At 71.7% G+C, this 26,395-nt stretch carries 23 protein-coding genes; 11 read left to right on the forward strand and 12 right to left on the reverse strand.

The window, feature by feature from the left end:
• Positions 1–57: 57 nt before the first annotated feature.
• The 3 genes from dapE to ACFVSU_RS00015 all read left to right on the forward strand — a co-directional run bounded on the left by dapE (position 58) and on the right by ACFVSU_RS00015 (position 2,608).
• Positions 58–1,134: a succinyl-diaminopimelate desuccinylase gene (dapE, locus tag ACFVSU_RS00005; protein WP_387136502.1), complete on the forward strand. Its 1,077-nt coding sequence runs from the start codon at positions 58–60 to the stop codon at positions 1,132–1,134.
• Entirely contained in the window at positions 1,116–2,339 is a 1,224-nt protein-coding gene (locus tag ACFVSU_RS00010) for a hypothetical protein (RefSeq protein WP_387136504.1), read from the forward strand. Before dapE ends, ACFVSU_RS00010 begins: the two co-directional genes overlap by 19 nt.
• Positions 2,340–2,434: 95 nt before the next feature.
• On the forward strand, positions 2,435–2,608 hold the full coding sequence (locus tag ACFVSU_RS00015) for a DUF3117 domain-containing protein (protein WP_019179788.1): 174 nt from the start codon (positions 2,435–2,437) through the stop codon (positions 2,606–2,608).
• Between the two features lie 62 nt (positions 2,609–2,670).
• Here the strand turns inward: ACFVSU_RS00015 and ACFVSU_RS00020 are convergent, their stop codons facing one another.
• Entirely contained in the window at positions 2,671–3,306 is a 636-nt protein-coding gene (locus ACFVSU_RS00020; RefSeq protein WP_310291740.1) for a class I SAM-dependent methyltransferase, read from the reverse strand.
• A gap of 72 nt (positions 3,307–3,378) precedes the next feature.
• On the opposite strand from ACFVSU_RS00020, the gene ACFVSU_RS00025 reads away from it, so the two are divergent.
• Positions 3,379–3,759 carry a Sec-independent protein translocase TatB gene (locus ACFVSU_RS00025; protein ID WP_387136507.1) on the forward strand — a complete coding sequence of 127 codons (381 nt, stop codon included), beginning with the start codon at positions 3,379–3,381 and terminating at the stop codon, positions 3,757–3,759.
• A 12-nt stretch (positions 3,760–3,771) separates the two neighbouring features.
• On the opposite strand, the gene ACFVSU_RS00030 is transcribed toward ACFVSU_RS00025, so the two are convergent.
• The 3 genes from ACFVSU_RS00030 to ACFVSU_RS00040 are packed head-to-tail and all read right to left on the reverse strand — an operon-like array spanning position 3,772 to position 6,751.
• On the reverse strand, positions 3,772–4,923 hold the full coding sequence (locus ACFVSU_RS00030; RefSeq protein WP_387136509.1) for an Mrp/NBP35 family ATP-binding protein: 1,152 nt from the start codon (positions 4,921–4,923) through the stop codon (positions 3,772–3,774).
• Entirely contained in the window at positions 4,920–5,447 is a 528-nt protein-coding gene (locus tag ACFVSU_RS00035) for a DUF1003 domain-containing protein (protein WP_387136511.1), read from the reverse strand. Before ACFVSU_RS00035 ends, ACFVSU_RS00030 begins: the two co-directional genes overlap by 4 nt.
• A gap of 2 nt (positions 5,448–5,449) precedes the next feature.
• Positions 5,450–6,751 (reverse strand): magnesium transporter MgtE N-terminal domain-containing protein, encoded by a 1,302-nt coding sequence (locus ACFVSU_RS00040; protein ID WP_387136513.1) that lies wholly within the window; start codon positions 6,749–6,751, stop codon positions 5,450–5,452.
• A 40-nt stretch (positions 6,752–6,791) separates the two neighbouring features.
• On the opposite strand from ACFVSU_RS00040, the gene ACFVSU_RS00045 reads away from it, so the two are divergent.
• Positions 6,792–7,541: a general stress protein gene (locus tag ACFVSU_RS00045; protein ID WP_387136515.1), complete on the forward strand. Its 750-nt coding sequence runs from the start codon at positions 6,792–6,794 to the stop codon at positions 7,539–7,541.
• Positions 7,538–8,236, forward strand: a complete 699-nt coding sequence (locus ACFVSU_RS00050; protein WP_387136517.1) for an alpha/beta family hydrolase — start codon at positions 7,538–7,540, stop codon at positions 8,234–8,236. Before ACFVSU_RS00045 ends, ACFVSU_RS00050 begins: the two co-directional genes overlap by 4 nt.
• Here ACFVSU_RS00050 and ACFVSU_RS00055 read toward each other — a convergent pair.
• The gene (locus ACFVSU_RS00055) at positions 8,212–9,411 is read right to left on the reverse strand and encodes a citrate/2-methylcitrate synthase (RefSeq protein WP_387136519.1); all 1,200 of its coding nucleotides are present in this window, start codon (positions 9,409–9,411) and stop codon (positions 8,212–8,214) included. The genes ACFVSU_RS00050 and ACFVSU_RS00055 overlap by 25 nt on opposite strands.
• Positions 9,412–9,526: 115 nt before the next feature.
• On the opposite strand from ACFVSU_RS00055, the gene ACFVSU_RS00060 reads away from it, so the two are divergent.
• Positions 9,527–10,675, forward strand: coding sequence for a citrate/2-methylcitrate synthase (locus ACFVSU_RS00060; RefSeq protein WP_387136521.1), 1,149 nt, complete (start codon positions 9,527–9,529; stop codon positions 10,673–10,675).
• A 5-nt stretch (positions 10,676–10,680) separates the two neighbouring features.
• Here the strand turns inward: ACFVSU_RS00060 and ACFVSU_RS00065 are convergent, their stop codons facing one another.
• The 3 genes from ACFVSU_RS00065 to ACFVSU_RS00075 all read right to left on the reverse strand — a co-directional run bounded on the left by ACFVSU_RS00065 (position 10,681) and on the right by ACFVSU_RS00075 (position 15,002).
• Positions 10,681–12,420, reverse strand: a complete 1,740-nt coding sequence (locus ACFVSU_RS00065; RefSeq protein WP_387138639.1) for a gamma-glutamyltransferase family protein — start codon at positions 12,418–12,420, stop codon at positions 10,681–10,683.
• Between the two features lie 84 nt (positions 12,421–12,504).
• Entirely contained in the window at positions 12,505–13,941 is a 1,437-nt protein-coding gene (locus ACFVSU_RS00070; protein WP_387136523.1) for an aminopeptidase P family protein, read from the reverse strand.
• Positions 13,942–13,979: 38 nt separating this feature from the next.
• Positions 13,980–15,002: an endonuclease/exonuclease/phosphatase family protein gene (locus ACFVSU_RS00075; protein WP_387136525.1), complete on the reverse strand. Its 1,023-nt coding sequence runs from the start codon at positions 15,000–15,002 to the stop codon at positions 13,980–13,982.
• 82 nt (positions 15,003–15,084) lie between these two features.
• Between ACFVSU_RS00075 and ACFVSU_RS00080 the strand changes: the two genes are divergently transcribed.
• On the forward strand, positions 15,085–15,948 hold the full coding sequence (locus ACFVSU_RS00080; RefSeq protein ID WP_387136527.1) for a PHP domain-containing protein: 864 nt from the start codon (positions 15,085–15,087) through the stop codon (positions 15,946–15,948).
• A gap of 53 nt (positions 15,949–16,001) precedes the next feature.
• On the opposite strand, the gene ACFVSU_RS00085 is transcribed toward ACFVSU_RS00080, so the two are convergent.
• Entirely contained in the window at positions 16,002–16,433 is a 432-nt protein-coding gene (locus ACFVSU_RS00085; RefSeq protein WP_310291706.1) for an SHOCT domain-containing protein, read from the reverse strand.
• Positions 16,434–16,541: 108 nt separating this feature from the next.
• The gene (locus ACFVSU_RS00090) at positions 16,542–18,077 is read right to left on the reverse strand and encodes a DEAD/DEAH box helicase (protein ID WP_387136529.1); all 1,536 of its coding nucleotides are present in this window, start codon (positions 18,075–18,077) and stop codon (positions 16,542–16,544) included.
• A 212-nt stretch (positions 18,078–18,289) separates the two neighbouring features.
• On the opposite strand from ACFVSU_RS00090, the gene ACFVSU_RS00095 reads away from it, so the two are divergent.
• Positions 18,290–19,003: a ferritin-like fold-containing protein gene (locus ACFVSU_RS00095; RefSeq protein ID WP_387136531.1), complete on the forward strand. Its 714-nt coding sequence runs from the start codon at positions 18,290–18,292 to the stop codon at positions 19,001–19,003.
• A 65-nt stretch (positions 19,004–19,068) separates the two neighbouring features.
• Here the strand turns inward: ACFVSU_RS00095 and ACFVSU_RS00100 are convergent, their stop codons facing one another.
• Both ACFVSU_RS00100 and ACFVSU_RS00105 read right to left on the reverse strand, forming a co-directional pair.
• Positions 19,069–19,359 (reverse strand): hypothetical protein, encoded by a 291-nt coding sequence (locus ACFVSU_RS00100; protein WP_387136533.1) that lies wholly within the window; start codon positions 19,357–19,359, stop codon positions 19,069–19,071.
• A gap of 13 nt (positions 19,360–19,372) precedes the next feature.
• On the reverse strand, positions 19,373–19,597 hold the full coding sequence (locus ACFVSU_RS00105) for a DUF3107 domain-containing protein (protein ID WP_045296833.1): 225 nt from the start codon (positions 19,595–19,597) through the stop codon (positions 19,373–19,375).
• Between the two features lie 182 nt (positions 19,598–19,779).
• On the opposite strand from ACFVSU_RS00105, the gene ACFVSU_RS00110 reads away from it, so the two are divergent.
• On the forward strand, positions 19,780–23,001 hold the full coding sequence (locus ACFVSU_RS00110; protein WP_387136536.1) for a PD-(D/E)XK nuclease family protein: 3,222 nt from the start codon (positions 19,780–19,782) through the stop codon (positions 22,999–23,001).
• Between the two features lie 5 nt (positions 23,002–23,006).
• A complete protein-coding gene (locus ACFVSU_RS00115; RefSeq protein WP_387138642.1) occupies positions 23,007–26,360 on the forward strand; it encodes an ATP-dependent DNA helicase in 3,354 nt (1,117 codons plus the stop codon).
• Positions 26,361–26,395: the final 35 nt, after the last annotated feature.

Below are 26,395 nucleotides of genomic sequence, written 5' to 3' on the forward strand. Positions count from 1 at the left end.
TCGCAGGGTGGCCATTCCGCGTTAACGGCTCATATTCGCGCTCGGTAGACTCGAGGGATGCCGGCGCTCGACCTGTCCCTGTCTTCTGTCGAACTCACTCGCATCATCTGCGACATTCCGAGCGTCTCCGGTGAAGAGAAGACGCTCGCTGACGCGATCTTCGCCGAGGTCGCCGCGCTCGAGCATCTCGATGTCTACCGCGACGGCGACACCATCGTCGCCCGCACCCACCTGGGTCGCGCGCAGCGCGTGGTCATCGCCGGGCACATCGACACGGTCCCGATCAACGGCAACGTGCCGACGAAGGACATCGACGTCGACGGGGAGCCCTACGTCTGGGGGCGCGGCACTGTCGACATGAAGGCGGGCGTGGCGGTGCAGCTGAAGCTCGCCGCAGAGCTTTCCGACCCCCGGGTCGACATCACGTGGATGTGGTACGACCACGAAGAGGTCGACGCGGACCTGAACGGACTCACGCGACTCGCGCGCACGCGCCCTGACCTGTTCGCCGGCGACTTCGCCATCCTCGGGGAGCCGTCCGACGGTGCCGTCGAGGGTGGCTGCAACGGCAACCTGCGCGCGATCGTCCGCACCTACGGGGTGCGCGCACACAGCGCGCGTGCCTGGATCGGCGAGAACGCGATCCACAAGGCGGCGCCGATCCTCGAGCGCCTCGCCGCTTATGTCCCGCGTGATGTCGCCGTGGAGGGCCTCGTGTATCGAGAAGGGCTCAATGCGGTGCGCATCAACGGCGGTGTGGCCGGCAACGTCATCCCGGATCTGTGCGAGGTCGAGGTCAACTACCGCTTCGCTCCGAGCCGTGACGTCGCGGAGGCGGAGAGCCACGTGCGTGACGTGCTCGCCGGGTTCGAGGTGGAGGTCGTCGATGCCGCGGCCGGCGCCCGTCCGGGCCTGGACGCCCCGCTCGCGCAGGAATTCCTGGCAGCGGTCGGCGCCGAGCCGCGGCCGAAGTACGGCTGGACCGACGTCGCCCGTTTCAGCGCGCTGGGCGTGCCCGCGGTGAACTACGGACCCGGCGATCCTCACCTGGCGCACCACGACGAGGAGCGCGTACCGGTCGCGCAGATCGAGGCGGTCGAGCAGGGTCTGCGCGCGTGGCTGGCGAGCAGCTGACGCTGTCGCCGGTGACGCGTCCGTCCGCGGCTCGGACCGCTGCGCGCGTCGCGGCGATCTACATCGCCGCCAGGATCGTCACCACGCTGTTCCTGTTCGCCGCCACCGAGCTCTCAGGCTTCACGTCGCGGATGGGTGCGGATGCGCGGTTGGGCGACACCGTCGTCGCGTGGGACGGCACGTGGTACTGGCTGGTCGCCGTCTCCGGCTACCCGAGCCAGCTGCCGCTCAATGACGCCGGGCAGGTCGCCGAGAACGCCTGGGCGTTCCTCCCGATCTATCCGTGGCTCGCGCAGTGGGTGTCGGTCCCGTTCGGCGTCTGGCAGGTCGGCGCCCTCATCGTGTCGTTGGTCGCCGGGTACGGGGCATCCGTCGCCCTCTATTACCTGCTGCGGATGCGGCTGGACGAGTCGGCGACGCTCTGGGCGGTGGCGTTCTTCGCGAGCGGTCCGCTCGCAGCGCTCTTCCACGTCGGATATGCCGAGGCGCTCAACCTGTTCTGGCTGTTCTGCGCACTGCTCGCGGTGGCACGCCGACGATATGCGTGGCTGTACGCCCTGATCCCACTGATGGCGTTCACACGCCCCGGCGTCCTGGCGTTCGCCCTGTTCCTCGCACTGTTCGGCATCTGGCGCTGGTTCACGCGCGCGCGTGAACCGCTGCGGGCTCCCGAGATCACGCACATCATCGCCGCCGGCCTGCTCGCCGCGGTCGCGGGGTTCGCGTGGCAGTTCATCGCGGGATGGGTGACGGGGAACCCGGACGCCTATCTCGTCACGGAGATGGCATGGCGGCGCAACTGGATCCTCGGTGACGCGACGTTCACGCCCTTCGAGCCGTTCCTCGCGGGAATCTCGTACTGGTTCGAGACGATGTGGCACCTCCCGCTCTGGCTCGGGTACGCCGTGGTCGGCGGGGGACTGCTCCTCATCGCGGTCGCCTTGATCGCGCTGCCGCAGGTGCGTCGGCTCGGCATCGAGATCCGCCTGTGGAGTGCCAGCTACCTCGTCTACCTCCTGCTCGTCTTCTTTCCGCAGTCGAGCATCTTCCGACTGCTGGTGCCCCTGTCGCCGCTGTGGGGCGCGTTGGCCGTTCCGCGCTCTCGCGCCTGGCGGATCGGCGTGCTGATCGCGTGTCTCGTGGGGCAGTGGTGGTGGATCTACAACATGTATGCCCTGGGAAGCACGAACTGGCAGGTCCCATGACGCCGGATGACGGATGCCGCTTTCCCCAGGCGTGCCCGGGGCGTCGGCCCTCACGATAAACTTGACGTGCAGACCATCGATGAAAAGGAGCCGCAATGGCAGCCATGAAGCCGAGAACCGGAGACGGGCCGATGGAGGCCGTGAAGGAGGGTCGACTCATCATCGTGCGCGTGCCGCTCGAGGGAGGCGGTCGTCTGGTCGTCTCGGTGAACGACGCTGAGGCCAAGGAGCTCTACGACGTCCTGGGGGGCGTCGTCAACGCCGCGTAGTCGCTCGTTGCACGAACGGCCGGTCCGATCGGACCGGCCGTTCGCGTTTGCGTGCGGAGACGTCAGGACGTGGAGACGGTGGTGAGCTGCAGCAGTCCCTCGCCCGTGATCGACAGTGCGCCGATGACTGCGGGGGAGGCCTGCGTCTCCTGGATGAGCGAGCGGTACGCCGTGGTGACCGGGTCGCGGCGCACCGGGTCGGCGACGGCGCCACCGGCCAGCACGCGGGGGACGAGCACCGTCCCGCCGGCCCGGACCAGTCGAAGGCCGTGCTCGACGTACTCGATGACCCCCTCGGGGTCGGCATCCACGAGCACGATGTCGTAGGACGCCTCGTTCATGCGCGGCAGCACCTCCGAGGCGCGGCCGGTGATGAAGCGGGCGCGAGCCGGAGGGATCCGGGCCTCGGCGAAGGCCTGCCGGGCGGCGCCGAGATGCTCGGGCTCTTTGTCGATGGTGGTGAGGGTCGCGCGAGGGGAGCCATGCAGCAGCCAGAGCCCGGAGACTCCGGCGCCCGTCCCGATCTCGACGATGTTGAGCGCCTGCGACACTGCGGCGATGACCGCGCACTGGGCGCCGATCGCCGGGCTGATCGGTGCGGCCCCGAGCTCGAGTGCATGCGCGCGGGCACGCGCGATGTGCTCCGGCTCGCTCGTCGCCTCGTCGACGAACCGCTGGTTCGCGTTCTGCTCTCCCATCGGAATCCTCCGCCCGCCAGCCTACGCGGCCCCGCGGCGCTGGCCGCACAGGCACGGCGGTAATCTGAAGGCATGATCTTCGGCCTCACGATCGAGAAGCTCCTGCTGATCGGACTCGTCGCGGCACTCATCCTCGGACCTGAACGGCTGCCCCGCTATGCGGAGGCCCTCGCCGGCCTGACCAAGCGGGCGCGGACCTGGGTGACGACCGCACGGACGCGCGTGCGCGACGAGATGGGCGAGGACTTCGACGACGTCGACTGGCGCACGCTCGACCCTCGCCAGTACGACCCGCGTCGCATCATCCGCGAGGCGCTCCTCGACGACGCACCGGTCGCGAGCATCGCGGCCCCCCAGGCGCCGTCCGCCCCTCTGCCGCCGACGGAGCCGGTGCGGTCGCCCTACCGCAGCCCGATCGACGGCCCCACGCCCTACGACAGCGAAGCGACCTGACTCCGGCGCCGATCAGCGCGGGCGGAACGGGAGCGAGCGGCCCGAAAGTCCGCGTGGCGTCTGAGCCAGCGTCTCGGCGATGCCGGCGATGGCCCGCGCCGCGGGGTCGTCGGGGTGTGCGATGACCGCCGGGGTCCCGGCGTCCGCATCCGTCCGCAGCGTCGGGCTGAGCGGCACCGAGGCCAGCAGCGGCACCTCGGCGTCCGGCTGCGAGAGCGATTCGGCGACCGCGGCGCCGCCGCCCGTGCCGAACACATCGACCGTCGTGCCGTCGGGAAGCGTCATGGCGCCCATGTTCTCGACCACCCCGATGACACGCTGGCCGGTCTGACGCGCGACGACACCGCTGCGCACCGCGACGTCGGCGGCCGCCGCCTGCGGCGTCGTGACGACGAGCACCTCGGCGTTGGGCAGCAGCTGCCCCACCGAGATCGCGACGTCGCCGGTGCCGGGCGGCATGTCGAGCAGGAGCACGTCGAGGTCGCCGAAGTAGACATCGGTGAGGAACTGCTGCACGGTGCGATGCAGCATGGGCCCGCGCCACGCGACGGCGCCGACCGGCGCGTCACCTTCGGCACGGCGCAGGAACATGCCGATCGAGATCACCTTCACGCCGTAGGCGACGGGCGGCAGCATGAGGTCGTCGACGCGCGTCGGCTGCGGCACGGTGCCGTCTGCCGCCACGAGCCCGAGCTGGCCGGGGATCGAGAAGCCGTGCACGTCCGCGTCGATGAGCCCGACCGCGAGTCCGCGTGCAGCCAGCGCGGCCGCGAGGTTGGCGGTCACCGTCGATTTGCCGACGCCGCCCTTGCCGCTCGTGACGGCGATGACGCGCGTGAGCGTGCCGGGGCCGAACGGCATCTCGCGCGCGCGTCCGCCGCGCAGCCGGTCGGTGAGCGCATGCCGCTCGGCCGGCGTCATGACACCCACCTCGAGCGCGACGTCCGTGATCCCGGGAACGGATGCTGCGGCCGCGCGCACGTCGGACGCGATCCGGTCCGCCGCGGGGCACCCCACGATCGTGAGGGCGATCCCGACGTGGGCGACGCCGTCGTCCACCGAGATGTCACGGACCATGTCGAGTTCGCCGATGGGTCGGCGCAGCTCGGGATCGGAGACAGCGCCGACGGCGGCGCGGACGGCGTCCGCGGAGACCGCGCTCATCGGGCGGCGCCGTCCTCGACCTCGGAGGAGTTCTCGAGTTTCTCGAGCATGGCGCGCAGCTCGCTGCGGAGGACGTCGCGTGTGAGGACCTGGTCGGCGAAGTCGTTGACGGCCATCCGCAGAGCGACGACCTCGCGGGCGAGGTACTCCGTGTCGGCGAGGTTGCGCTCGGCGCGCTGACGGTCCTGCTCGATCTGCACGCGGTCGCGGTCGTCCTGCCGGTTCTGCGCGAGGAGGATGAGGGGTGCGGCGTACGACGCCTGCAGCGACAGGATGAGCGTCAGCAGCGTGAAGTTGGTCGCGGCCGGGTCGAACTGGAGCTGCGGCGGCATGAAGATGTTCCACGCCAGCCATACGGCGACGAAGATCGTCATGCCGATCAGGAAGCCCGAGGTGCCCATCGCGCGCGCGAAGGCCTCCGAGAAGCGGCCGAAGCGGTCGCTGGAGGGCTGGGGGGAACGCTGCAGCATGCCCGAACGGCCACGGGGAGCGTCGAGCGACGGCTGGCGGGTGTTGCGTGCCATCATCATCGCCTCCTCGGAATGCTCGCGGTCGTGGTCGGGACGGACTCGGATGCCGGGCGTTCATCCTCCTCGGCGTCGTGCGATCTCCAGTCTTCGGGGAGGAGATAGTCGAGCACGTCGTCGACGCTCACCGCGCCGACCAGCCGGTGGGCGGGATCCACGACGGGGAGCGAGACGAGGTTGTACGACGCGAGCAGACGAGCGACTTCGGCGGCTGACGCGGTCGCGGGCACCGGGTCGAGCGTGTCGTCGATGATCGCGCCCAAGCGCTCGTGCGGCGGGTAGCGCAGCATCCGCTGGAAGTGCACGGTGCCGAGCAGGCGTCCCGTGGGGGTCTCGTACGGGGGAAGCGTCACGAAGACCGCGGCCGCGAGCGCGGGGTGCAGCTCGTGACGACGGATGAGTGCGAGGGCCTCGGCGATCGTCGCGTCGGCGGAGAGCACGATGGGCTCACTCGTCATGAGGCCGCCAGCGGTGTCGGGTCCGTACTTGAGAAGGGCACGGACGTCTTCCGCCTCTTCGGGCTCCATGAGCTCGAGGAGCTCCTCGCGCTGGTCCTCGGGCAGCTGTCCGAGGACGTCCGCCGCGTCGTCGGGCTCCATCGCGTCGAGGATGTCGGCCGCGCGCTCGTCGTCGAGGGCCTCCAGGATGTGGACCTGCTCCTCTTCAGGCATCTCCTCCAGCGCGTCGGCGAGACGATCGTCAGGGAGCTCTTCGACGACTTCGAGGAGCCGATCCTCGGGCAGGTCGAGCAGCGTGTTCGCGAGGTCCGCGGGCCGCAGCTCCGAGTAGGTCGCCACCAGCTGTTCCGCGGACTGCGCCTCGCCGGGCACCTGGCCCTCGCGCACCGCGTCCCAGTTCGCGAACGTCGTGGGACCCTTGGCGAAGGGAGAGGCGCTCGTCTTCGGCTTGCGCAGGAAGAGTTGACCCACGTCCCACTCGCCGAGGCGGTTGCGCTCGATCGCCACGTCTTCGATCACCGCGGTTCCGGACCCGTCGGCGAAGAACACCTTGCGGCCGAGGAGCTCCGCCATGACACGCACCTCGCCGCCGCGCTGCTGGAAGCGTCGGACGTTGATGAGTCCGGTGGTGATGACCTGGCCGGTCGCGATCGAGGTGACGCGGCCGATCGACACGAAGACGTTCCGCCGACCGGGGATCTCGACCACGAGCCCGATCACGCGGGGCGGATCGTCTTTGCGGTAGATGACGACGACATCGCGGACCTTGCCGAGACGGTCGCCGGCGGGGTCGAAGACCGAGCACCCGGAAAGGCGCGCGACGAAAACCCTCTGCGTGCTCACACGTCCCAGCGTAGTCCGCGTGCCGTGGGAGGATGGGGAGATGACCATGATGGGAGGGCGCTCTCCGCAGAGTTCCGACGCGGTCGGACAGACCGTGGCGAGCTTCCCGACGTACGAGGCGGCGCAGAAGGCGGTGTCGTCCCTCATCGCGGCCGACATCCCGGCACGCGACATCGCGATCGTGGGGCTGGGGCTCCGCTCGATCGAGCGCATCACCGGCCGTCTCGGTTACGCGTCTGCCGCACGGTCGGGCGCGGTCAACGGCCTCCTCCTCGGTCTCCTCTTCTCGGCGATCCTCGTCATCGGCTCGCCCTCCGTGCCGATCCAGGCATTCGTCGGCGTTCTCTTCGTCGGCATCGCGATCGGCATGCTCCTGAGCATCGTGGCGTACTCGTTCGTGCGCCGGCGCCGCGACTACGCGTCCGTGATGCAGGTCGTCGCCGACCACTACGAGGTCACGGTCACCGACAACAGCGTCGGCCGCGCGCGTCAGGTGCTCGGCCCCCAGACCGCCGTCACGCCCGCGACTCCCGCCGCTCCGGTCGCGCCGGCAGCGCCGGTCGCCCCGGACTCCGCCGTATCGTCCGTTGAGCCGCCCAAGTACGGCGAGCGGGTCGCGCCGAAGCCGGACGCCGAGGGCGAGCCCGGCGATGAGACCGCTCCCGAGTCGCGCGCCGTGCGTCCCGAACCGGCCCAGCGCCCCGCGGAGTCGGCCGAGTCCGAACCGTCGACCGACGCCGAGCACGACCACCTCGACGCGCCGGACGCGGACGACAGCAAGCGCGCATGAACGCAGACGGGGATTCCTCGCGGATCGCCGTCGCGCTCCCGAACGGGAGCGCCGAGGTGTCGGCCGACCTCGTCATGCCGTCGTCGGCATGGGCGTTCGCGGCCGTGGCGCACGGTGCGGGCGCGGGGTTTCGGCATCCGTTCCTCACCGGATTCGCCGACGCGCTCGCTCGAGAGGGCGTCGCCACCCTGCGGTTCAACTTCCCGTACGCGGAGGCGGGAAGACGGATGCCGGGACCCGCGGCGCACGCGATCGCGACGTGGGCGGCGGTCCACGCCGAACTGGCAGAGCGCGCCGCGGGTGCACCGGTGTTCGCGATGGGCAAGTCGTACGGCGGACGCATGGCCTCGATGGCGGCGGCGGAGGGTGTGATCGCTCCGGCGGGCCTGGTGTACCTCGGGTACCCCCTGCATCCGCCCGGAAGCCCCGACAAGGCTCGCACCGCGCACCTGCCCGACGTGCCGCAGCCCCAGCTCTTCGTCGAAGGCACGAACGACCCCTTCATCGACCCCCACGAGCAGCTCGAAGAGGCCGTCGCGTCGTGCCAGGTCGCCGAGATCGGCTGGATCGACGGCGGCGGGCACTCGTTCGAAGTGAAGGGGCACAAGCGTCCGCCGGCCGAGATCGCGGCCGACCTCGCACCGATGGTCGCGGAGTGGCTGCGCCGGACTCACTCCGGAGCAGGACCCACGTAGCGCCCGCGCGGTCGCAGACGCATCGGGCGCTCGTCGTACTCGTCCACCGCGTGCGAGATCCAGCCGACGATGCGTCCGATCGCGAAGACCACCGACCCGGCGTCATCGGACATGTCGGCCCACAGGGTGAGAGCCGCCAGCGCGAGGTCGAGGTTCGGACGCACGTCCGCACGGCGCGCCACCTCGTCGGCGACGGCATCCACGGCGGCGAGGACATCTGCGCTGTGCGGTGCGTCGCGCAGCAGCTCGAGGAGCACGCTCGCGCGCATGTCGCTCGCGGCATAGAGCGGCTGCCCGAACCCGGGGATGCCGCGACCTCCGTCGCGCACGGCGCGCGCGATCGCCGTCGACGGCGCGTCGCCGTCGCGGACGGCCCGCAGCAGCTGTGCGGCCGCGCGGCTCGCGGTGCCGTGCAGGGGCGCGTCGAACGCACCGAGCGCGGCGGTCACGACGGCGTATCCGGAGGCGCGGGCCGACGCCGCGACACGCGCGGCGAGGGTGGAGAGGGCGAGATCGTGGTCGATCACGAGCACCAGTGCCGCATCGAGCAGGCGGGGTCCGACGGGGAGATCGTGTGGAGCGAGTGCGCGCCACAGTGCCTGCGCGACGTCGGGATCCTGACCGGCGGGTGCGAGCGCGGCGGGCAGGCCCGTGACGAGTCGCGATCCCACGCGCACCAGCTGCGACGCATCGGGGTCGTCGCGCAGGGGGTCGGTGGCCGCGAGCGCCGCCACCGCGACGATCAGCCGGTCGACCGGCGGCGCCGTCGGGCCCAGCGCCTCGATCGTGCGCCGGGCGACGGCGAGGTCGGCAGACGACGGGGAGCGGAGCACGGGCACGTCCCACAGCCAGGTCACGACCTCCTCGAAAGACGACTCGCGGGCGAGCCGCGCCGCCGACCGCTCGCGATAGTGCAGTTCGTCGTCGTCGATGTGGGCGAGTCTCGTGTCGAGCACCATGAGCGGGGTGCCCGGAGCCGGCGAGCCGGGGACGGCACTCGGGGAGCGCCGGCGCCGGCGCGCGAATGCCTCCACCTCCAGCGGATCGAACGACGAGCCCGCGGCATCGCGCTCTCGCGACAGGAGTCCTCGCGACACGTACGCGTACAGGGATTCCGGCTTGACGCCGAGACGGGCCGCCGCCTCAGCCGCGGTCAGACGGGGAAGGTCGTTCACGATATTGATCCGATCAAGATTGACGAAAGCATGATCAAGTTCCGACACTGACTGTAGCGGGAACGATCGCCCAGAGTGCGGTCGACCTCCCGGAGACCTCGAGCAAGGAGCCGACATGACGACGACACGCCTCACCCCGATCGACGCGCCGCGGGGCCTCGCCGGCGTGATCGTCGCCGAGACCACCGTGAGCGACGTCCGCGGGGCGGAAGGCTTCTACCAGTACCGGGATCGGTCGGCGATCGAGCTTGCGGAGACCGCGAGCTTCGAAGACGCCTGGCAGCTTCTCGTCACCGGACAGGACGCGACGGATGCCTCGCGCCCGGGGTTCGCGGCCCGTGTCGCCGAGGCCACGATCGGGCGGCGCGGCGACCTGGGGGCCGTCGTCGACGCGGTATCGGCGACGACGCCGGACGTGCTCGCCGGGCTCGCGGCCGCCTGGCCGCTGCTCGGCGCGAGGCGCGGCATCCAACCGCTCTACGATCTCGACGAGGACGGACGTCTCGCCGATGCGATCGCCCTCGCCGCCGCGACGCCGGTGCTCGTCGGTGCCCTCTGGCGGCGCGGTCGCGGAGAGCGCGAGCAGCCCGTGCTCGAGGACCGGGGCGTCGTCGCGAACTACCTCCGGCAGGTCACCGGACTCGTTCCGGACGAGGCGACCGAGAGGGCTCTGACGGCCTACCTGATCGCCGTCATGGATCACGGCTTCAACGCGTCCACCTTCACCGCCCGCGTCATCGCCTCGACCGGGGCGGATGCCGCAGCCTGCCTCGTCGGCGCACTCGGGGCACTCACGGGCCCCCTGCACGGTGGCGCGCCGTCCCGTGCGCTCGACGGACTCGACGCCGTCGGCACCGACGATCGCATCGACCCGTGGATCCGTGGCGAACTCGCGGCCGGCCGGCGCCTGATGGGGTTCGGCCATGCGGTGTATCGCACCGCGGACCCGCGCGCCGAGCTGATGAAGCGCGTCGCGCTGCGCACGGGCGGGCCGCGGGTCGAGCTGGCCCTGCACTTCCAGCAGAGCGCCGAGCGGCTGCTGGCAGAGGCGAAGCCCGGCCGTGAGCTCCACGCGAACGTCGAGTTCTGGGCCGCGCTCGTGATGGAGCAGTGCGGGATCCCGCGCTCGATGTTCACGCCGACCTTCGCGGTCGCGCGCACGATCGGGTGGACGGCGCACATCCTCGAGCAGGCGCGCGACCCGAAGATCATCCGCCCGTCGGCGCGCTACGTGGGGCCCGGGGTGCGGGTGGTGGCGGCCTGAGCGGACTACCGTCCGGCGGCGTACCCCTGCATCTCGCGCGGGTTCGCCGCACCCCACAGGACGCCCGTGCCGGCATCCCGTCCGACGGCCGACACGCGGCCCAGCGCCCAGTCTCCCGCTCGCGTGACGCGGTGGCCACGGCGCTCGAGCCCCTCGATCAGCGCCTCGCCCAGCCGGTTCTCGACCACGGCGCCCGCGGGCGTCCAGGTGCGGGGCCAGAAGGACTCGGGCATCGACGTGGTGTGCAGCGCGGGGGCATCGATCGCCTGCTGCGGCGCGTAGCCGCCGACGATGATGCGCAGCAGGGCCAGCAGCTGCCACTGGTCCTGCTGATCGCCGCCGGGGGAGCCGATCGCGAACTCCGGTGCGCCGTCCCGAAGCACCAGCGTGGGGGTGAGCGTCGTCCGAGGGCGCTTCCCGGGAACGAGTGACGACGGATGCCCCGGCTCGAGCCACGTCATCTGCAGACGCGTGCCGAGGCAGAACCCGAGCGCCGGGACGGTCGGCGAGGACTGCAGCCACCCGCCCGAGGGGGTCGCCGAGACGATGTTGCCCCAGCGGTCGATGACGTCGACGTGGCAGGTGTCTCCGCGCGTCTCGCCGGTCTTCGCGACCGTCGGCTCACCCGTGCCGGCAGCGGGCGCGTCGTAGGTCGTGCGCAGCGGAGGACGGAACGGCGTGCGGCCGGGAAGCGGACCAGGGCGGAACTGGGCCGACGCTTCCGAGGTGATCAGCGAACGACGCTCGTCGAGGTAGTCGGCCGACAGCAGCGTGTCGAGGTCGACGTCGTCGTCCCCGAACCAGGCGTCGCGGTCGGCGTACGCCAGCTTCTGCGCCTCGAGGATCGTGTGCGCGCCCGCCTCCTGCGACGGGTCGAGCAGGTCGTCGGCGAGGGGCTCGAGCAGGCCGAGGGTCTGCAGCAGCGCCGGGCCCTGCGTCCACGCACCCGCCTTGGCGATCGTACGGCCGCGGAACTCGCTGGTGACGGCAGGCTCGTAGCCGGCGTCGAAGCCCGCGAAATCCTCGGCGGTGATGACCGCGGCGTGCATTCCGCCGCCGGAGTGCCGGTGCGGCTGCGACAGGAAGGCGGAGGCTTCGTGCGCGACGATCCCGGTCTTCCATTCGCGCCGCGCGGCGTCGATGCGGGCGGCGCGTCCGACCGGCCCGTCGTCGCGCACGGTGCACGACGCGTGGACCAGCGAGTCGAGCACCTCGGCGTAGGCCGGGTTCCGCACGACCTGACCGGCGACGGGAAGCTCGCCCTCGGGCATCCACAGGTCGGCCGACGACGTCCAGTCGTCGCGGAAGAGCTCGGCGACGCGCGCGACCGTGGCGGCGGCGCCCGCCACGAGCGGGTGCCCGTCGCGCGCGTAGCCGATGGCGTACGCGAGGACGTCGGCGAGCTCCCACGTCCCGTGGTCGCGCAGCAGCAGGAGCCATGCGTCGACGGCGCCAGGCACCGCGGCCGCCAGGGCTCCCGCACCGGGCGTGAGGTCGAGCCCCTCGCCGCGGTAGTGCTCGATCGTGGCGCCGGCGGGAGCCGGCCCCTGGCCCATGAGCACGGTCGGGGCCTCAGCATCCACCGGCTGGAAGATCGCCACGAGATCGCCGCCGGGTCCGTTGAGATGGGGCTCGACGACGTGGAGCACGAAGGCCGCGGCGACCGACGCGTCGAAGGCGTTGCCGCCCCGCTCGAGCACGGCCTGTGCGGTGGCCGTCGCGAGCCAGTGCGTGGACGCGGACATGCCGAACGTGCCCGTCAGCGTCGGGCGCGTCGTGAAGGACGACGGGGCGGTGTATTTCGACAAGCTCAGCAACCCGATGGGAGGTCAGCGGCCGCCGCGGGCGATCCAGGCCTCTACCTCGTCGGCGGTGCGCGGGATCGCGGCGGACAGGTTGACCGGTCCGTCGGCGGTCATGAGGATGTCGTCCTCGATGCGCACGCCGATGCCGCGGTACTCCTCGGGGACGGTGATGTCGTCGATCTGGAAGTACAGTCCGGGCTCGATCGTGAAGACCATGCCCGCCTCCAGGACGCCGTCGTAGTACATGTCACGGCGTGCCTGCGCGCAGTCGTGCACGTCGATGCCGAGGTGGTGGCTCGTGCCGTGCACCATGTAGCGACGGTGGTGACCGCCCCTCTCGGCGTCGAGCGCCTCCTCGGCGGTGACGGGGAGGAGACCCCATTCGGCCACGCGCGCGGCGATGACCTGCATCGCCGCCTCGTGGATCGAGCGGAACTTCACGCCCGGCTTCGCCACGGCGAACGCGGCGTCGGCCGCCTCGCGCACGGTCTCATAGACCTTGCGCTGCACGTCCGTGAAGCGGCCGCTGACCGGCAGGGTACGCGTGATGTCGGCGGTGTAGAGGCTGTCAACCTCGACGCCGGCGTCGATCAGGATGAGGTCGCCGGGGACGACGGCGCCGTCGTTGCGCGTCCAGTGGAGATAGCAGGCGTGGGGCCCGGACGCCGCGATCGTGTCGTAGCCGACCGCGTTGCCGTCACTGCGCGCACGCTGGTGGAAGACACCCTCGACGACGCGCTCGCCGCGGGGGTGCTCGACGATCGCGGGGAGGTTCGCGACGATGTCGTCGAAACCTGATGCGGTGACCTGGACGGCGAGCTCCATCTGGCCGATCTCGTAGGCGTCCTTCACGAGGCGCAGCTCCGAGACGAACCGCGTGAGGTCGTCGTCCTCGTCGAGCACGACGTCCCCGTCGCCCGCCTCGAAGTCGTCGATGTGCGCCGTCGCGAGACCGAGGTCGGAGGCGACCCCGGCCAGGGCGGGCCGCGGGCCGATCCAGAACTCGCCGATCGAGGCATCCGAGTAGAACTCGCTCGTCGTGCGGTCGGCGCGCTCGCGGAAGTACAGCGTGACGTCGTGGCCGCCGCCTGACGAGCGGGGCTCGAAGACCAGCACGGCGCCGGGCTCTGCGTCGGAGGCCCATCCCGTCAGGTGCGAGAAGGCGGAGTGCGCGCGGAACGGGTAGTCGGTGTCGTTGCTGCGCTGCTTGAGCTCGCCCGCGGGGATCACGAGGCGCTTGCCCGGGAAGGCCGCCGAGACGGCGTCGCGACGCGCGGCCGTGAATGCTGCCTGGGGGCGCGCCGGCGGAGCGGACTCGGGGCGTTCGGCCCATCCGGTCGAGATCGTGTCGAGGAAGCCCTGCCCGTACGGCTGACGGCGGTTCGTGCTGGTCGAGGTCGGGGTCGCGGTCTCGGTGGTGCTCGTGGCGCCGGGGGACTGCTCGCTGGCTGCGCTGCTCATGCCTCCCAGTCTCGCACGCGCGTGGGAGCGCGGACAGTTCAGCCGGCGGGGTCGTACTGGACGATGAGCGGGCGGTGGTCGGAGCCGGAATCGTCGAGCGAGCGCAGCACGAGCGAGCCCGTCGCCCGCCACTGCGGCGTCGCCATCACGTGGTCGATCGGGGCGCCGAGGATGGCCGGCATGTCGGCCGACCAGGTGCCCAGCGCGCCGTTGCCGGTCTCGGTCGCGGCATCGGTGCAGTGGCCGAGCGTGGCGCCGTCGAGCCCGAGACCCGACATGTGGTCGACCGTCGCGTTGAAGTCGCCGGCCATGATCACGTTGCCGTCGCCGCACTGATCGGCCAGCCACTGGAGGTCGTCGCGCCAGCTCTGCATGTAGCTCGGGCGCGGGGCGACGGCGTGCACCGCGACGACGGTGGGTCCTTCGCCCGAAACCGGCATGGCCACCGCGCTGGGCACGGTCGAGGTGTTGCTGCTGCCGTCGAGCGAGGACTCGATCACGGCGTAGTCGCCGAGCTCGGGCGAGATCAGGAGTGTCGTCGAGCCGGCGTCCCACTCCGTCGAGGGGTCGGAGGCGTGATGCGCCCACATGCGGTGGCCGAGGTCGCGCATCGCGATGGCGACGCTCTCCCCGGTCTCGATGGTCGTCTCCGGCAATGCGACGATGTCGGCGTCCATCGCGACCGCGATCTTCGCGATCGTCTCGGGTGGTGTCGCCGCGCCGGCGGTGTTCCACGTCATGACGCGGACGGACGCCTCTGTCTTCGCCGGAAGCGGGTCGCTGCCCAGGCCGCCGCGGGAGGACAGCACGGCGACGTTCGCGACGGTCGCGAGCCCCGCGACCACGGCGATCGAGAACGCGAACGCGCGGATCGGGCGGGCGATCGCGAGGAGGAGCGCCAGCAGCGCCGCAGCGGCGAAGGCCAGCGCGAGGATGCCCCGGAACGACACGATCTGGGCGATGGGATAGAAGCGCTCGACACGGAAGAAACCCGGGAAGGTCAGCACCGCTGCGGCGATGGCGCACAGCACGGTGAAGAGGATCCCGAGCAGGCGAAGCACGACGGCGACTCTATGCGAGCAGGCTGTGAGATCCGTCAGCGCGCGCGGGCGTCGCGCGTTTCACGCGCGCTACGCTCAGAGGATGCCCAGGCCCCAACGGTTCGAAGGGCCGAGCGACCTGCATCTGCACTCGGCGAACTCCGACGGCACGCAGCCGCCCGCCGAGGTCATGGCGTCCGCCCACCGGCATGGCGTGCGGACAGCGGCGCTCACGGACCACGACACCACGTCGGGCTGGGCCGAGGCCGCCGAGGCCGCGACCTCCCTCGGCATGACGTTCATCCCGGGGATGGAGCTGTCGGCGCGGCACGAGTGGCGCAGCGTCCACGTGCTGGCGTACCTGCCCGACCCCGACGAGCCGGCACTGCGCGCCGAGACCGCGCGCATCCGGTCCTCGCGGCTGGATCGCGCCCGCCTGATGGCCGACCGCATCGCGCGCGACTACGACCTCGTGTGGGACGACATCCTCGAGCAGACCACCGACGGCGCGACCGTCGGCCGGCCGCACATCGCCGACGCATTGGTGGCGCGAGGGCTCGTCCGCGATCGCGCCGAGGCCTTCGCGGGCATCCTGAGTCCGCGCGGCGACTACTACGTCGCCCTCTACGCGCCGGACCCGGTGACCGCGGTGGGACTCGTCGCCGGCGCCGGGGGAGTGGCCGTCATCGCGCATCCGGCCGGGCGTGCAGGCCTGCTTCCGATGCGACTGATGGAGCGGATGCTGGACGCCGGCCTCGCGGGCTTCGAACTGGGTCATCGCGAGAACCGCGACCCCGCGCTCACGACCCTGCGCGACCTGTGCCGCGAGCGCGATCTCGTGGTGACGGGATCCAGCGACTACCACGGCCTGGGCAAGCCCAATCAGCCGGGCGAGAACACCACCTCCGACGAGATGGTGGCGCGCATCATCGCCCGCGCAACGGGAAGCGCCCCCGTCTACCCGTGAGGGGAGGACGAGGGCGCTTCGGACCGCGGATGCCGCGGGTCAGATCATGACGATCAGCCCAGGGCCTTGGCCTTGAGCGCGTCGTACTCGGCCTGCGTGATCGTGCCGGCGTCGAGGAGACCCTTCGCCTTGGCGATCTCGTCGGCCGGGCTGGCGCCTGCACCCGCGACGGACTTGATGTAGGCGTCCTGGGCGCTCTGCAGCTGCGAAGCCTCCTTGGCGCTGCGCTTGGCCATGCCGTTTCCGCGCGCGATCAGGTAGACCAGCAGCGTCAGGAAGGGCACGAAGATCAGGAAGATGATCCAGACGGCCTTCCACCAGCCGTTCAGCTTGTGATCGCGGAACAGGTCGGCGATCACGGCGAACAGCGCGAACAGGTACGCCATGAAGAAGAAGATCCAGAGGAACCACCAGATGATGTCCCAGAAGGACCCCCAGAAGCCCTGGTACTCATAACCGGTGGTGACGGCCTCGATGATGCGCATCGTGTGCCTTTCGTGAATGCGAGGTACCGGCGCCCAGTGCGCCGTCTGCGCTCACCATAGCGCTGTCGCGGCGCCGGATGACGGCGCCGCGACAGGAGAAAGACGGATTCAGGCGCCGACGGTGGCGCCGCCCGCGGGGGCGGACCCGCCACCGCTGCCGCCGCGGCGGCGACGGCGGCGCCGCGGAGCGGGCTTGCCGTCGTGGTGCTCCTTGCCTCCGCCGTCGTGGGTTCCGCCCCCGTCGGTGGAGCGGTCGCCGTCGGCGTTCGCCGGCGCGCCGTGCTCCGACGAACCGGCGGCACCGGCATCGGCGGTCTGGAACGTCGAGCCGACCCGCTCGGACGAGCCCGACCGGCGACGGCGACGCCGGCTTCGCGGAGCCTGGCCGTTCGTCTCGACCTCGGCGGCAGCATCCGCCGCACTCTCGGGCTGGACCCGGACCGCCTGGGTCTTCGGGGCCGTCACGATACGGCCCTTCGTGCCCGCGGGGATGTCGAGGTCGGAGAACAGGTGCGGGCTCGACGAGTAGGTCTCGACGGGGTCGGGCTGGCCGAACTCGAGGGCGCGGTTGATGAGGGCCCACTTGTGCAGGTCCTCCCAGTCGACGAAGGTGACGGCGATGCCTGTCTTGCCTGCGCGGCCGGTACGGCCGGCGCGGTGCAGGTACGTCTTCTCGTCGTCGGGGATCGTGTGGTTGATGACGTGCGTGACGTCGTCGACGTCGATGCCGCGGGCCGCGACGTCCGTGGCGATGAGGACGTCCTTCTTGCCGGCCTTGAATCCCGCCATCGAGCGCTCGCGCGACTCCTGGCTCATGTCGCCGTGCACGGCGCCGGCGTTGAACCCGCGGTCGTTGAGCTCGTCGACGAGCTTCTGCGCGGCGCGCTTGGTGCGCGTGAAGATCACGGTCTTGCCCCGGGCCTCGGCCTGCAGGATGCGCGCGATGACCTCGTCCTTGTCGAGCGAGTGCGCGCGGTACACCAGGTGGCGGATGTTCGCCTGGGTGAGGCCCTCGTCGGGATCGGTCGCACGGATGTGGATCGGGTTCGACATGAAGCGGCGCGCGAGCGCGACGATCGGGCCGGGCATGGTCGCCGAGAACAGCTGCGTGTGCCGCACCGCCGGGACCTTCGAGAAGATCTTCTCGATGTCGGGGAGGAAGCCGAGGTCCAGCATCTTGTCGGCCTCGTCGAGCACGACCTCGGTCGCGTTCGACAGGTCGAGCAGGCGCTGGTTGTTGAGGTCGATGAGGCGACCGGGGGTGCCGACGACAATCTGCGCGCCCGCCTTGAGCTGGTCGATCTGACCCTCGTACGCCTTGCCGCCGTAGATCGCGACGACGCTCGTCGAGCGGTTCGAGGTCAGCATGTCCATGTCTTCGTACACCTGCACCGCGAGCTCGCGGGTGGGGACGACGATGAGCGCCTTGACCCCGTGAGCCGGGTCGGCGCCGAGGCGCTGGACGACGGGGATGCCGAAGCCGAACGTCTTGCCGGTGCCGGTCTTGGCCTGGCCGATGATGTCCTGGCCGGGCAGGCCGAGGGGGATGGTCTGCTCCTGGATGGGGAACGCGTCGACGATGCCCTTTGCGGAGAGCGCGTCGACGATGTCCTGATCAACGCCGAGTTCGGCGAAGGTCGTCACGATGTGTGCCTGTCCGGCAGTGGGATGCTGCCTGGGTTCATGCCCTGGCGCGTCCGAGGCCTCAGCGAGGTCGCCGCGCGGGCGGAAGTGCGATCCACGCCCTTCTTTCCCACAGGCGCGGGCGCCCCGATCCGACGCCGGGGCCGACACCCACGATACCGGAGGACCCCCGCGCGAGCGTGGAGGCGGTGTCCCCTCGTAGGCTTTCGTCCATGGTGAAGTGGTTCTGGCAGCGTCGCGACACGGGGCGCAAGCTGCAGCTGCGCTCGCGTGACGAGCTGAGCGGCGGCAATCGCGTCGACTTCGAGGAGCTCGCCCCGGACATCGACACGTTCCTCGGCCAGGCTGCCTATCTGCAGCTCGGCTTCTTCGAGACGCTCACCGAGCTGATCCAGTCGATCCCTGAGCTGGGCGAGAAAGAGGCCGTGTCCCGTGCCGCCGGCGCGGCCCTCACCAAGCACGAGGCGCTCGTCGCGCTGATCCGCGAGCGCGGTGACGACCCCACCGAGATCATGCGTCCGTTCCGCGAGCCACTGGACGCCTTCCGGGCGGCCACGCACGGCGTGCGCACGCAGGAGACGATGCTCTCGGTGCACATCACGGCGGGCATGCTCGACGACTTCTACCTGGCCCTGTCTGCGAGCTACGGCGAGACGGGCGACCGGGTGGCGCACATCCTGCAAGCCGATGACGACCGTCAGGCCATCGTCGAGCTGATCTCCCAGGCCATCGCGAGCGACCCCGAGTGGAAATCGCTGCTGGCGCTCTGGGGACGCCGCCTGGTCGGCGACACGCTGCTCATCGCGCGGGCCGCGCTGCGGCCGACCGACCTCGGCCCCGCGGCCGAAGAGAAGGTGGAGCCCGTCTTCACCGAGCTCATGGCCGCGCACTCGCGCCGCATGGACGCCATGGGCCTGGCGGCCTGACACTCGGAACGGATGCTGCGGCCGCGAGTCGCGGCGGTGTTCGAGGCGCGCTCAGCCGGGCGTGATCAGCCGATGCCGAGGCGTGCCTTCTCGCGCGCGTCGTGGGCGACGCGCGCACGCGACATCAGGGTGATCGCCGGGTAGGTGACGGCCATCGGCACGACGAGCGCCGCGAGCCACGGCCACGGCGTGTCGATCCCGACCCCGAGCCACGTCAGGATCGACCACGCGGCACCGGCCGACACGGCACCGATCATGGGCGCCAGGACGACCCCGCGCGTCAGGCGCTGGTGCAGTTGGAAGTGGATGCCGATGCCGACGACCGCGCCGACGATGAACGCGATGAGGATCTGCATGTCCCGGATCCGCTCAGGCGACGAAGCCGACGCGGCGCGACTCCTCGGAGCCGAGCTCGATGTACGCGAGTCCCGCGGTGGGGACGATGTACGAGTTGCCCTTCGCGTCGGCGAAGGTGACGTGCGTGGCGCCGGCGTCGAGCGCCGCGGCGACGGACTTCTTCACGTCTGCCGCCGGCTCGTTCGTCTCGAAGTTGAGCTCGCGGCCGGTGTTCGCGATGCCGATGCGGATCTCCACGTGACTGACCTCCTGCGCGGGGCGATAGTTGTGTGCCGGATGGCTGAGGGCTCCACCTGGCGGAAAGGCTGAGGGCTCCCCGGACGCATGGCAACTCTACGACACCGCGCAGGGGCAACCGCCCGCCGCCGGAACGCTCTGGGCGAACGGCCGATGTCGCGCCCTCGCGCTAGCGTCGGAGGGTGACTTCGGGCAGGACGGATCGTGCGGCGTGGGCCCCGGACGCGGCGCAGCAGACGGTGCTGGCGCTGCCGCCGGAGGCGTCGGGGGTCGTGGTGGGCGCACCCGGCACCGGCAAGACCGAGACGCTCATCGCGCGCGTGGCCGCCGTGATCCAGGCCGGTGTGGATCCCGATGCGGTGCTCGTGCTCACCCCGTCGCGTCAGACCGCGACGGCGCTTCGCGACCGCCTGGGCCTCGCGGTCGGGGTCGCGACGACCGGGCCGCTCGCGCGGTCGGTCGCCTCCTACGCGTTCCAGGTCGTGCGGGCGCACGCCGTCGCGGCCGATGCTGATCCGCCGCAGCTCCTCACCGGCGGCGACGAGGACCAGATCATCCGCGATCTGCTCGAGGGCGACGACGAGGACGAGGCGGCCGGGGCCGTCCGCTGGCCGGACTGGCTCGGCCCGGCGATCCGCGGCACGGCAGGTTTCCGCACCGAGGTGCGCACGTTCCTCGCCGAGTGCACCACCCTCGGCATCGAGCCGCGCCGCCTCCGCGAGCTCGGCGAGCGCCATGAGCTGCCGGCCTGGGTGTCGCTGTCGTCGTTCTTCGGTGAGTACCTCCACGTTCGGGGCGCCATGCGCGGGGCGCACCGGGATGCCGCGGGTCTGGTCCGCGAAGCGGTCGGGCTGCTGCGCACGGCACCGTCCGGAAGCCCCGCCGTCGACCGGGTGCGCGTCGTCATGGTCGACGATGCGCAGGAGCTCACCCTCGGCGGCGTCGAGCTGCTCGAGGCGGTGCGCGCCCGGGGCGCCGCCGTGCTCGCTTTCGGCGACCCCGATGTCGGGTCGGGATCGTTCCGCGGCGCGACGCCCGAGAACTTCGCCCGCCTCGCGGGGTCACTGGGCGCCGTGCACGTGCTCACCGCAGGGCATCGCGGGAGCGCGTGGCAGCGCGAGCTGGTCGGTCGCGTCACGCAGCGCATCGGCGCGGTCGGCGTCGTGGCCCACCGCGGTGCGGCGTCGGGCGCCGAGGCCGACGACTCCGTGCAGGTGCTGACCCTGCGCTCCGCGGCCGAGGAGTACGACGCCATCGCGCGGGTGCTCCGCGAGCGCCACGTGCACGACGGCGTGCCGTGGAGCGGCTGTGCGGTCATCGCGCACGACACGCGGCAGGTCGCGGCGCTCGAGGCGGAGCTGTCGGCGCGAGAGGTGCCGGCGCGCTCGAGCGGCCCGGGGCGCGCCCTCGGCGCGGTGCGGCCGGTCGCCGACCTGCTGCGGCTCATCGAGCTCGCGTCGCGCGACGAGTGGACGTTCGAAGAGGTTTCCGCGGCGCTCGTGGGCACGTACGGACGACTCGACGTCATCGAGCTCCGCCGGCTGCGATCGGCACTGCGGCACGCCGAGCTGCGCCGGATCCTCGAGAGCGCGGCAGACGCCTCGGACACCCCGGCCGCCGAGGAGGGCGACGAGGGCGAGGGCGTCGCCGAGCGCTCGGGTCGCGACCTCGTGCTCTCGGCGATGCGCCGGCCGCTCGAGTTCGACCTGCTCGACACGCGTGAGGCCCGGCGCGCGGCTTCGCTGGCGCGCACACTCGAGGTGCTCCGCGAAGACCTCGACCGCGGTGCCACGGCGCACGAGCTGCTCTGGACCGCGTGGGATCGCAGCGGACTCGAGCGCACATGGGGCGAGCTCGCGCGCGGCAACGGTCCGCTGGCAGAGCAGGCGCACCGCGACCTCGATGCCCTCGTCGCGCTGTTCCAGGCTGCGAAGCGATTCGTCGAGCGCTCGCTCGACGCCGATCCGCGCGTGTTCGCGCGGTCGATCCTCGACAGTGGCGTCGCCGAGGACCGTCTCGAGGCGCCGACGCGCGACGACAGCGTGCGCGTGATGACGCCCGCCGGAGCACTCGGGCTCGAGTTCGACACCGTGGTCGTGGCCGGCGTGCAGGACGGTGTCTGGCCGAACACGAGACTGCGCGGCAGCCTTCTCGACACCTGGCGTCTCGCAGACGCGGCCACCCGTGCCGACGGTGAGACGCTCGGCGCGTTCGACCGCCGCCGCGGGGCGATGCACGACGAGCTCCGCCTGCTCGCTCGCGCGTTGTCGCGGGCGACGGCCCGCGTGATCGTGACGGCCGTCGATGACGACGACACGGGCCCGAGCGTGTTCTTCGAGCTGCTGCCCGACCCCGAGCCCTTCGAGCTCGACCACCCGGTGTCCCTTCGCGGACTCGTGGCGCGGCACCGGCGCACCCTGACCGCCGCCGGTCCACGGGCGGCCGCAGCGCCCGGGTCGCTCGCCGCGCCCGCGGCGCGCGCCGCAGAACAGCTCGCGCTGCTGGCGGATGCCGGGGTGCCGGGCGCGTCGCCGCGCGAATGGTACGGCCTCGCCGGGCCGACATCGACCGGCCCGCTGCGCGACCTCACGAAGGAGGACGTCCGCGTCTCGCCCTCCCGGCTGCACGCCCTGGAGGAGTGCGAGCTCAATTGGGTCATCGCCGATCTCGGCGGCGACCCCGGCGGCACCACCGCCGGCCTCGGCACGATCATCCACGCGGCGCTCGAGCACGCGGCCGGCCACGACGAAGCGGCGCTGTGGGCCGAGGTCGAGTCGCGCTGGGGCGAGCTGACGTTCGAGGCCGCGTGGCGCGACCGCGCCGAGCAGACGCGTGCACGCGACCTGGTGCGGCGCCTGCACCTCTACCTGCGGCGCTTCGACGACGCGGGCGGCACGCTCATCGGTGCCGAGCCGCACTTCGAGGTCGTGATCCCGCTGGCGGACGAGACTCCGACGGCCGCGACCGAGGCTTCCGAGCACCGCGTCATCCTGTCGGGCTACATCGATCGCGTCGAGCTCACGCCGGAGGGAACCGTCGTCATCATGGACCTCAAGACCGGCAAGCGGGAGCCGCAGACCGACGCCAAGGTGCTCGACAACCCCCAGCTGGGTGCGTACCAGCTGGCCTTCGAATCGGGCGCGATCGCCGAAGCGAACGGCCATGCGACCGGTGGCGCGAAGCTCCTCGTGCTGCGGCCGACCGCGACCAGGTCCGACTACGTCACCCCGTGGCAGCCGCCGTTCGACGACGAGCGCCGTGACGCGTTCGTCGGCCGGATCCGCACGGCCGTCGCCGTCATGCGCGGCGAGAGCTTCACGGCACCGTACGAGGAGCACTGCCGCGACGAGCACTCCTACGGGCTGTGCCGGATCCACACCGTGGGCGCGGTGAGCGGCTCGTGACCGTCGTGCAGGGAGCGAGTCCGCAGCCTGTGGCCCCGGCATCCGTGTCCCCGACTCCGGTGCTGTCGGCGCGCGTGATCGCCTCCGCGCTCGGGCAGTTCCCGCCGACCGACGAGCAGATCGCGGTGATCGAGGCGCCCCTGGCGCCGGCCCTCGTCGTCGCCGGGGCCGGCAGCGGCAAGACCGAGACGATGGCGGCACGGGTCGTGTGGCTCGTGGCGAACGGCATCGTCCGCCGCGACGAGGTACTCGGCCTCACGTTCACACGCAAGGCCGCGGGCGAGCTCGCGGAGCGCATCCAGAAGCGCCTCGCCCGCCTGGCGGAGTTCGAGCGCCATGGTCTCCTGCCCGCACTGCCCGCGTTCGCGGGCGAGGGGCGGCTCGATGTGTTCGGCGAGCTCGAGCGGTCCGGCGCCGACGGCGCGCGGGCGACCGCGGAGCGCCACCGCCTGCTCGACGCGCTCGCGCAGACGGTGGGGGCTGTCCCGCAGGATTCCGTCGACGACGCGCTGCTGCACCGGCCAAGCGTCGCGACCTACAACAGCTTCGCCGACCAGATCGTGCGCGAGCACGCGCTCCGGATCGGACGCGATGCCGAGGCCGCCGTCCTCTCGGAGTCCGCGGCCTGGCTCCTCATGCGCCGCGTCGTGTTCGCCTCCGACGACCCGCGCCTCGAGGACCGCGGCGAGGCGGTGCGCACGATCGTCGACGCGGCCCTGCGGATCGCGCGGGACGGCGTCGACAACCTCGTCGACTTCGACGCGCTGGCCGCGTTCCCCGAGCGCTTCCGCACCGTGCGGGAGCTGCCGTCGACGAATCGGCGCACCACGGTGTATGCCGACGTCGCCGATGCCGCCGACCGCGTCGATGCGCTCGCGCTGCTCGCCGACCTCGCGCGCGAGTACGCCGCGGAGAAGCTCCGTCTCGGGGTCATCGACTTCTCCGATCAGGTCGCCGGCGCGTTGGAGGTCGTCGCGAGCCACCGTGCGGTCGCCGAAGAGCTGCGCGATCGCTACCGCGTCGTCCTGCTCGACGAGTACCAGGACACCTCCGTCGTGCAGACCGACCTGCTGGCCACCCTCTTCGCCGGCACCGGGGTGATGGCGGTCGGCGATCCGCACCAGGCGATCTATGGCTGGCGCGGTGCCAGCGCCGGAAACCTCGGCGGCTTCTCAGCGGCCTTCGCGCCGGGCGCGGCATGCGCGCAGTATTCGCTCCTGACGAGCTGGCGCAACAGCGCCGCGGTGCTGACGGCGGCGAACGCCGTGCTCGCGCCGCTCGCCGCATCCGCCTCGGTCGCGGTCGGTGAGCTGCAGCCACGGCCGGGAGCACCCGCGGGCATGGTCGAGCTCGGCTTCGACGGAGACCTCGACACCGAGGCCGACCGCGTCGCCGACTGGTTCGCACGGGTTCGCGCCGAGCGCGCCGACGACGGTCGGTCGACCACGGGGGCGATCCTCTTCCGCAGCAAGAAGCACATGGTGCGCTTCGGCGACGCGCTCGGGCGCCGGGGCATCCCGCACCGCATCCTGGGACTCGGCGGCCTCCTGTCGACGCCCGAAGTGGTCGACGTCGTCTGCACGCTGCGCGTGATCAGCGACCCATCCGCCGGCTCCGCACTCATCCGGCTGCTGTCAGGGCCGCGGTGGGCGATCGGGCTCCCCGACCTGCGCGAGCTCGCGGCGCTGTCCCGCCGCCTGGCACGCCACGACACCGCGCTGCAGCCCCTCGCACCGGAAGTGGTCGAGCGCATCCGGGGCAGCGCAGGCGACGACGACGGGTCGCTCGTCGATGCGCTCGACTTCGTGCTGCGCCAGAAGCCGGATCACGGCTGGCTCGAGGGCTTCACACCCGCGGCGCGCGAGCGGCTGCGGGACGCGGCATCCGTCTTCGCGGGACTCCGTCAGGCGAGCGGCATGCCGATCCCCGAGCTGGTGCGGCTGATCGAGCTCGAGCTGCGGCTCGACATCGAGCTCGCGGCGAACGAGTCACGCGGCCCCGCGCGCGTCGCCTCGGCGCAGCTGCGGGCGTTCGTCGACGAGGTGCACGCGTTCCTCGCCGCCGACGAGACCGGGTCGCTGTCGAGCCTGCTCGCGTGGCTCGACCACGCCGAGCAGCTGGACGAGTTCGCGCCGCGCACCGAGCCGCCCGAGGACGATGTCGTGCAGCTGCTGACGATCCACGGATCCAAGGGTCTCGAGTGGGATGCCGTCGCCGTCGTGCGGCTCGTCAAGGACGAGCTGCCCAGCGCACCCCGTGACACGAAGGCGTGGCTGGGCTTCGGCGTCCTGCCGTATGCGTTCCGCGGCGATGCGGCCTGGCTGCCGGCTCTCGGCTGGCAGTCGGCCGAGACGCAGCAGGATCTCAAAGAGGCGATCGAGACCTTCGTCGAGGCTAACCGGGCCCGGCAGCTCGAAGAGGACCGCCGCCTCGCCTACGTCGCCGTCACCCGCGCCCGCGATCACCTGCTGCTCACCGGTGCGACGTGGTCCGGCACCAAACGCCCGCGCACCCCCAGCACATTCTTCGCCGAGATCGCCGAGGCGCTCGAGGTGCCGCTCGCCGACGACGAGCCCGGCGACGACCCGTACCAGGGGGAGCGACGCGTGCTCCAGTGGCCGATCGATCCGCTGGGTGCCCGCAGGGCGGCGGTGGCCGGTGCCGCGGCCACAGTCGAAGCCGCGCTCGACGCACCGCGCGCCGAGATCGATCCCCAGGCGGCGCTGCTGCTCGCCGAGCGCGAGGCACGCCGTGCGCGCCCGGTGCACACGGCGCCCACGCGCATCGCGGCGTCGCGCTACAAGGAGTACGTGGCGGACCTCGAGGGCACCCTCGCGGGCATCGCCCGGCCGATGCCCGAGCGCCCCTTCCGCCAGACCCGCCTCGGCACGCTGTTCCACGCCTGGGTCGAACAGCGCTCGGGACGCGCGGGACTCGGCGGCTCGCTCGACGACGCGCTGTGGGAGACCGACGAGGACCTTCCCGGGACGGAGGCCTCGGTCGAGGACGCCGCCGCACTGGCGGCCCTTCGCGAACGCTTCCTCGCGTCGGAGTGGGCGGCGCTGCAGCCGATCGAAGTCGAGACCGAGATCGACTTCACCACCATCGGCCCCGACGGCCTGCCGCACATCGTGATCTGCAAGCTTGACGCGGTGTACCGGCGCGACGACCGCGGCGGGCGCATCGAGATCGTCGACTGGAAGACCGGCGTCGCCCCGCGCACCCCGGCCGAGAAGGACGAGCGGATGCTGCAGCTCGAGCTGTACCGGCAGGCCTATCACTCGAAGCACGGCGTGCCGCTGGACGAGATCGATGTCGCGCTCTACTACGTCGCCGAGGACGTCATCTTGCGAAGCTGAGTCCCCGATGCGGGGCCCGGTCCGGGGCCGCTAAA

Source organism: Microbacterium sp. NPDC058062, assembly GCF_042885375.1.
In the GTDB taxonomy this organism is placed as follows: Bacteria; Actinomycetota; Actinomycetes; order Actinomycetales; family Microbacteriaceae; genus Microbacterium; species Microbacterium trichothecenolyticum_C.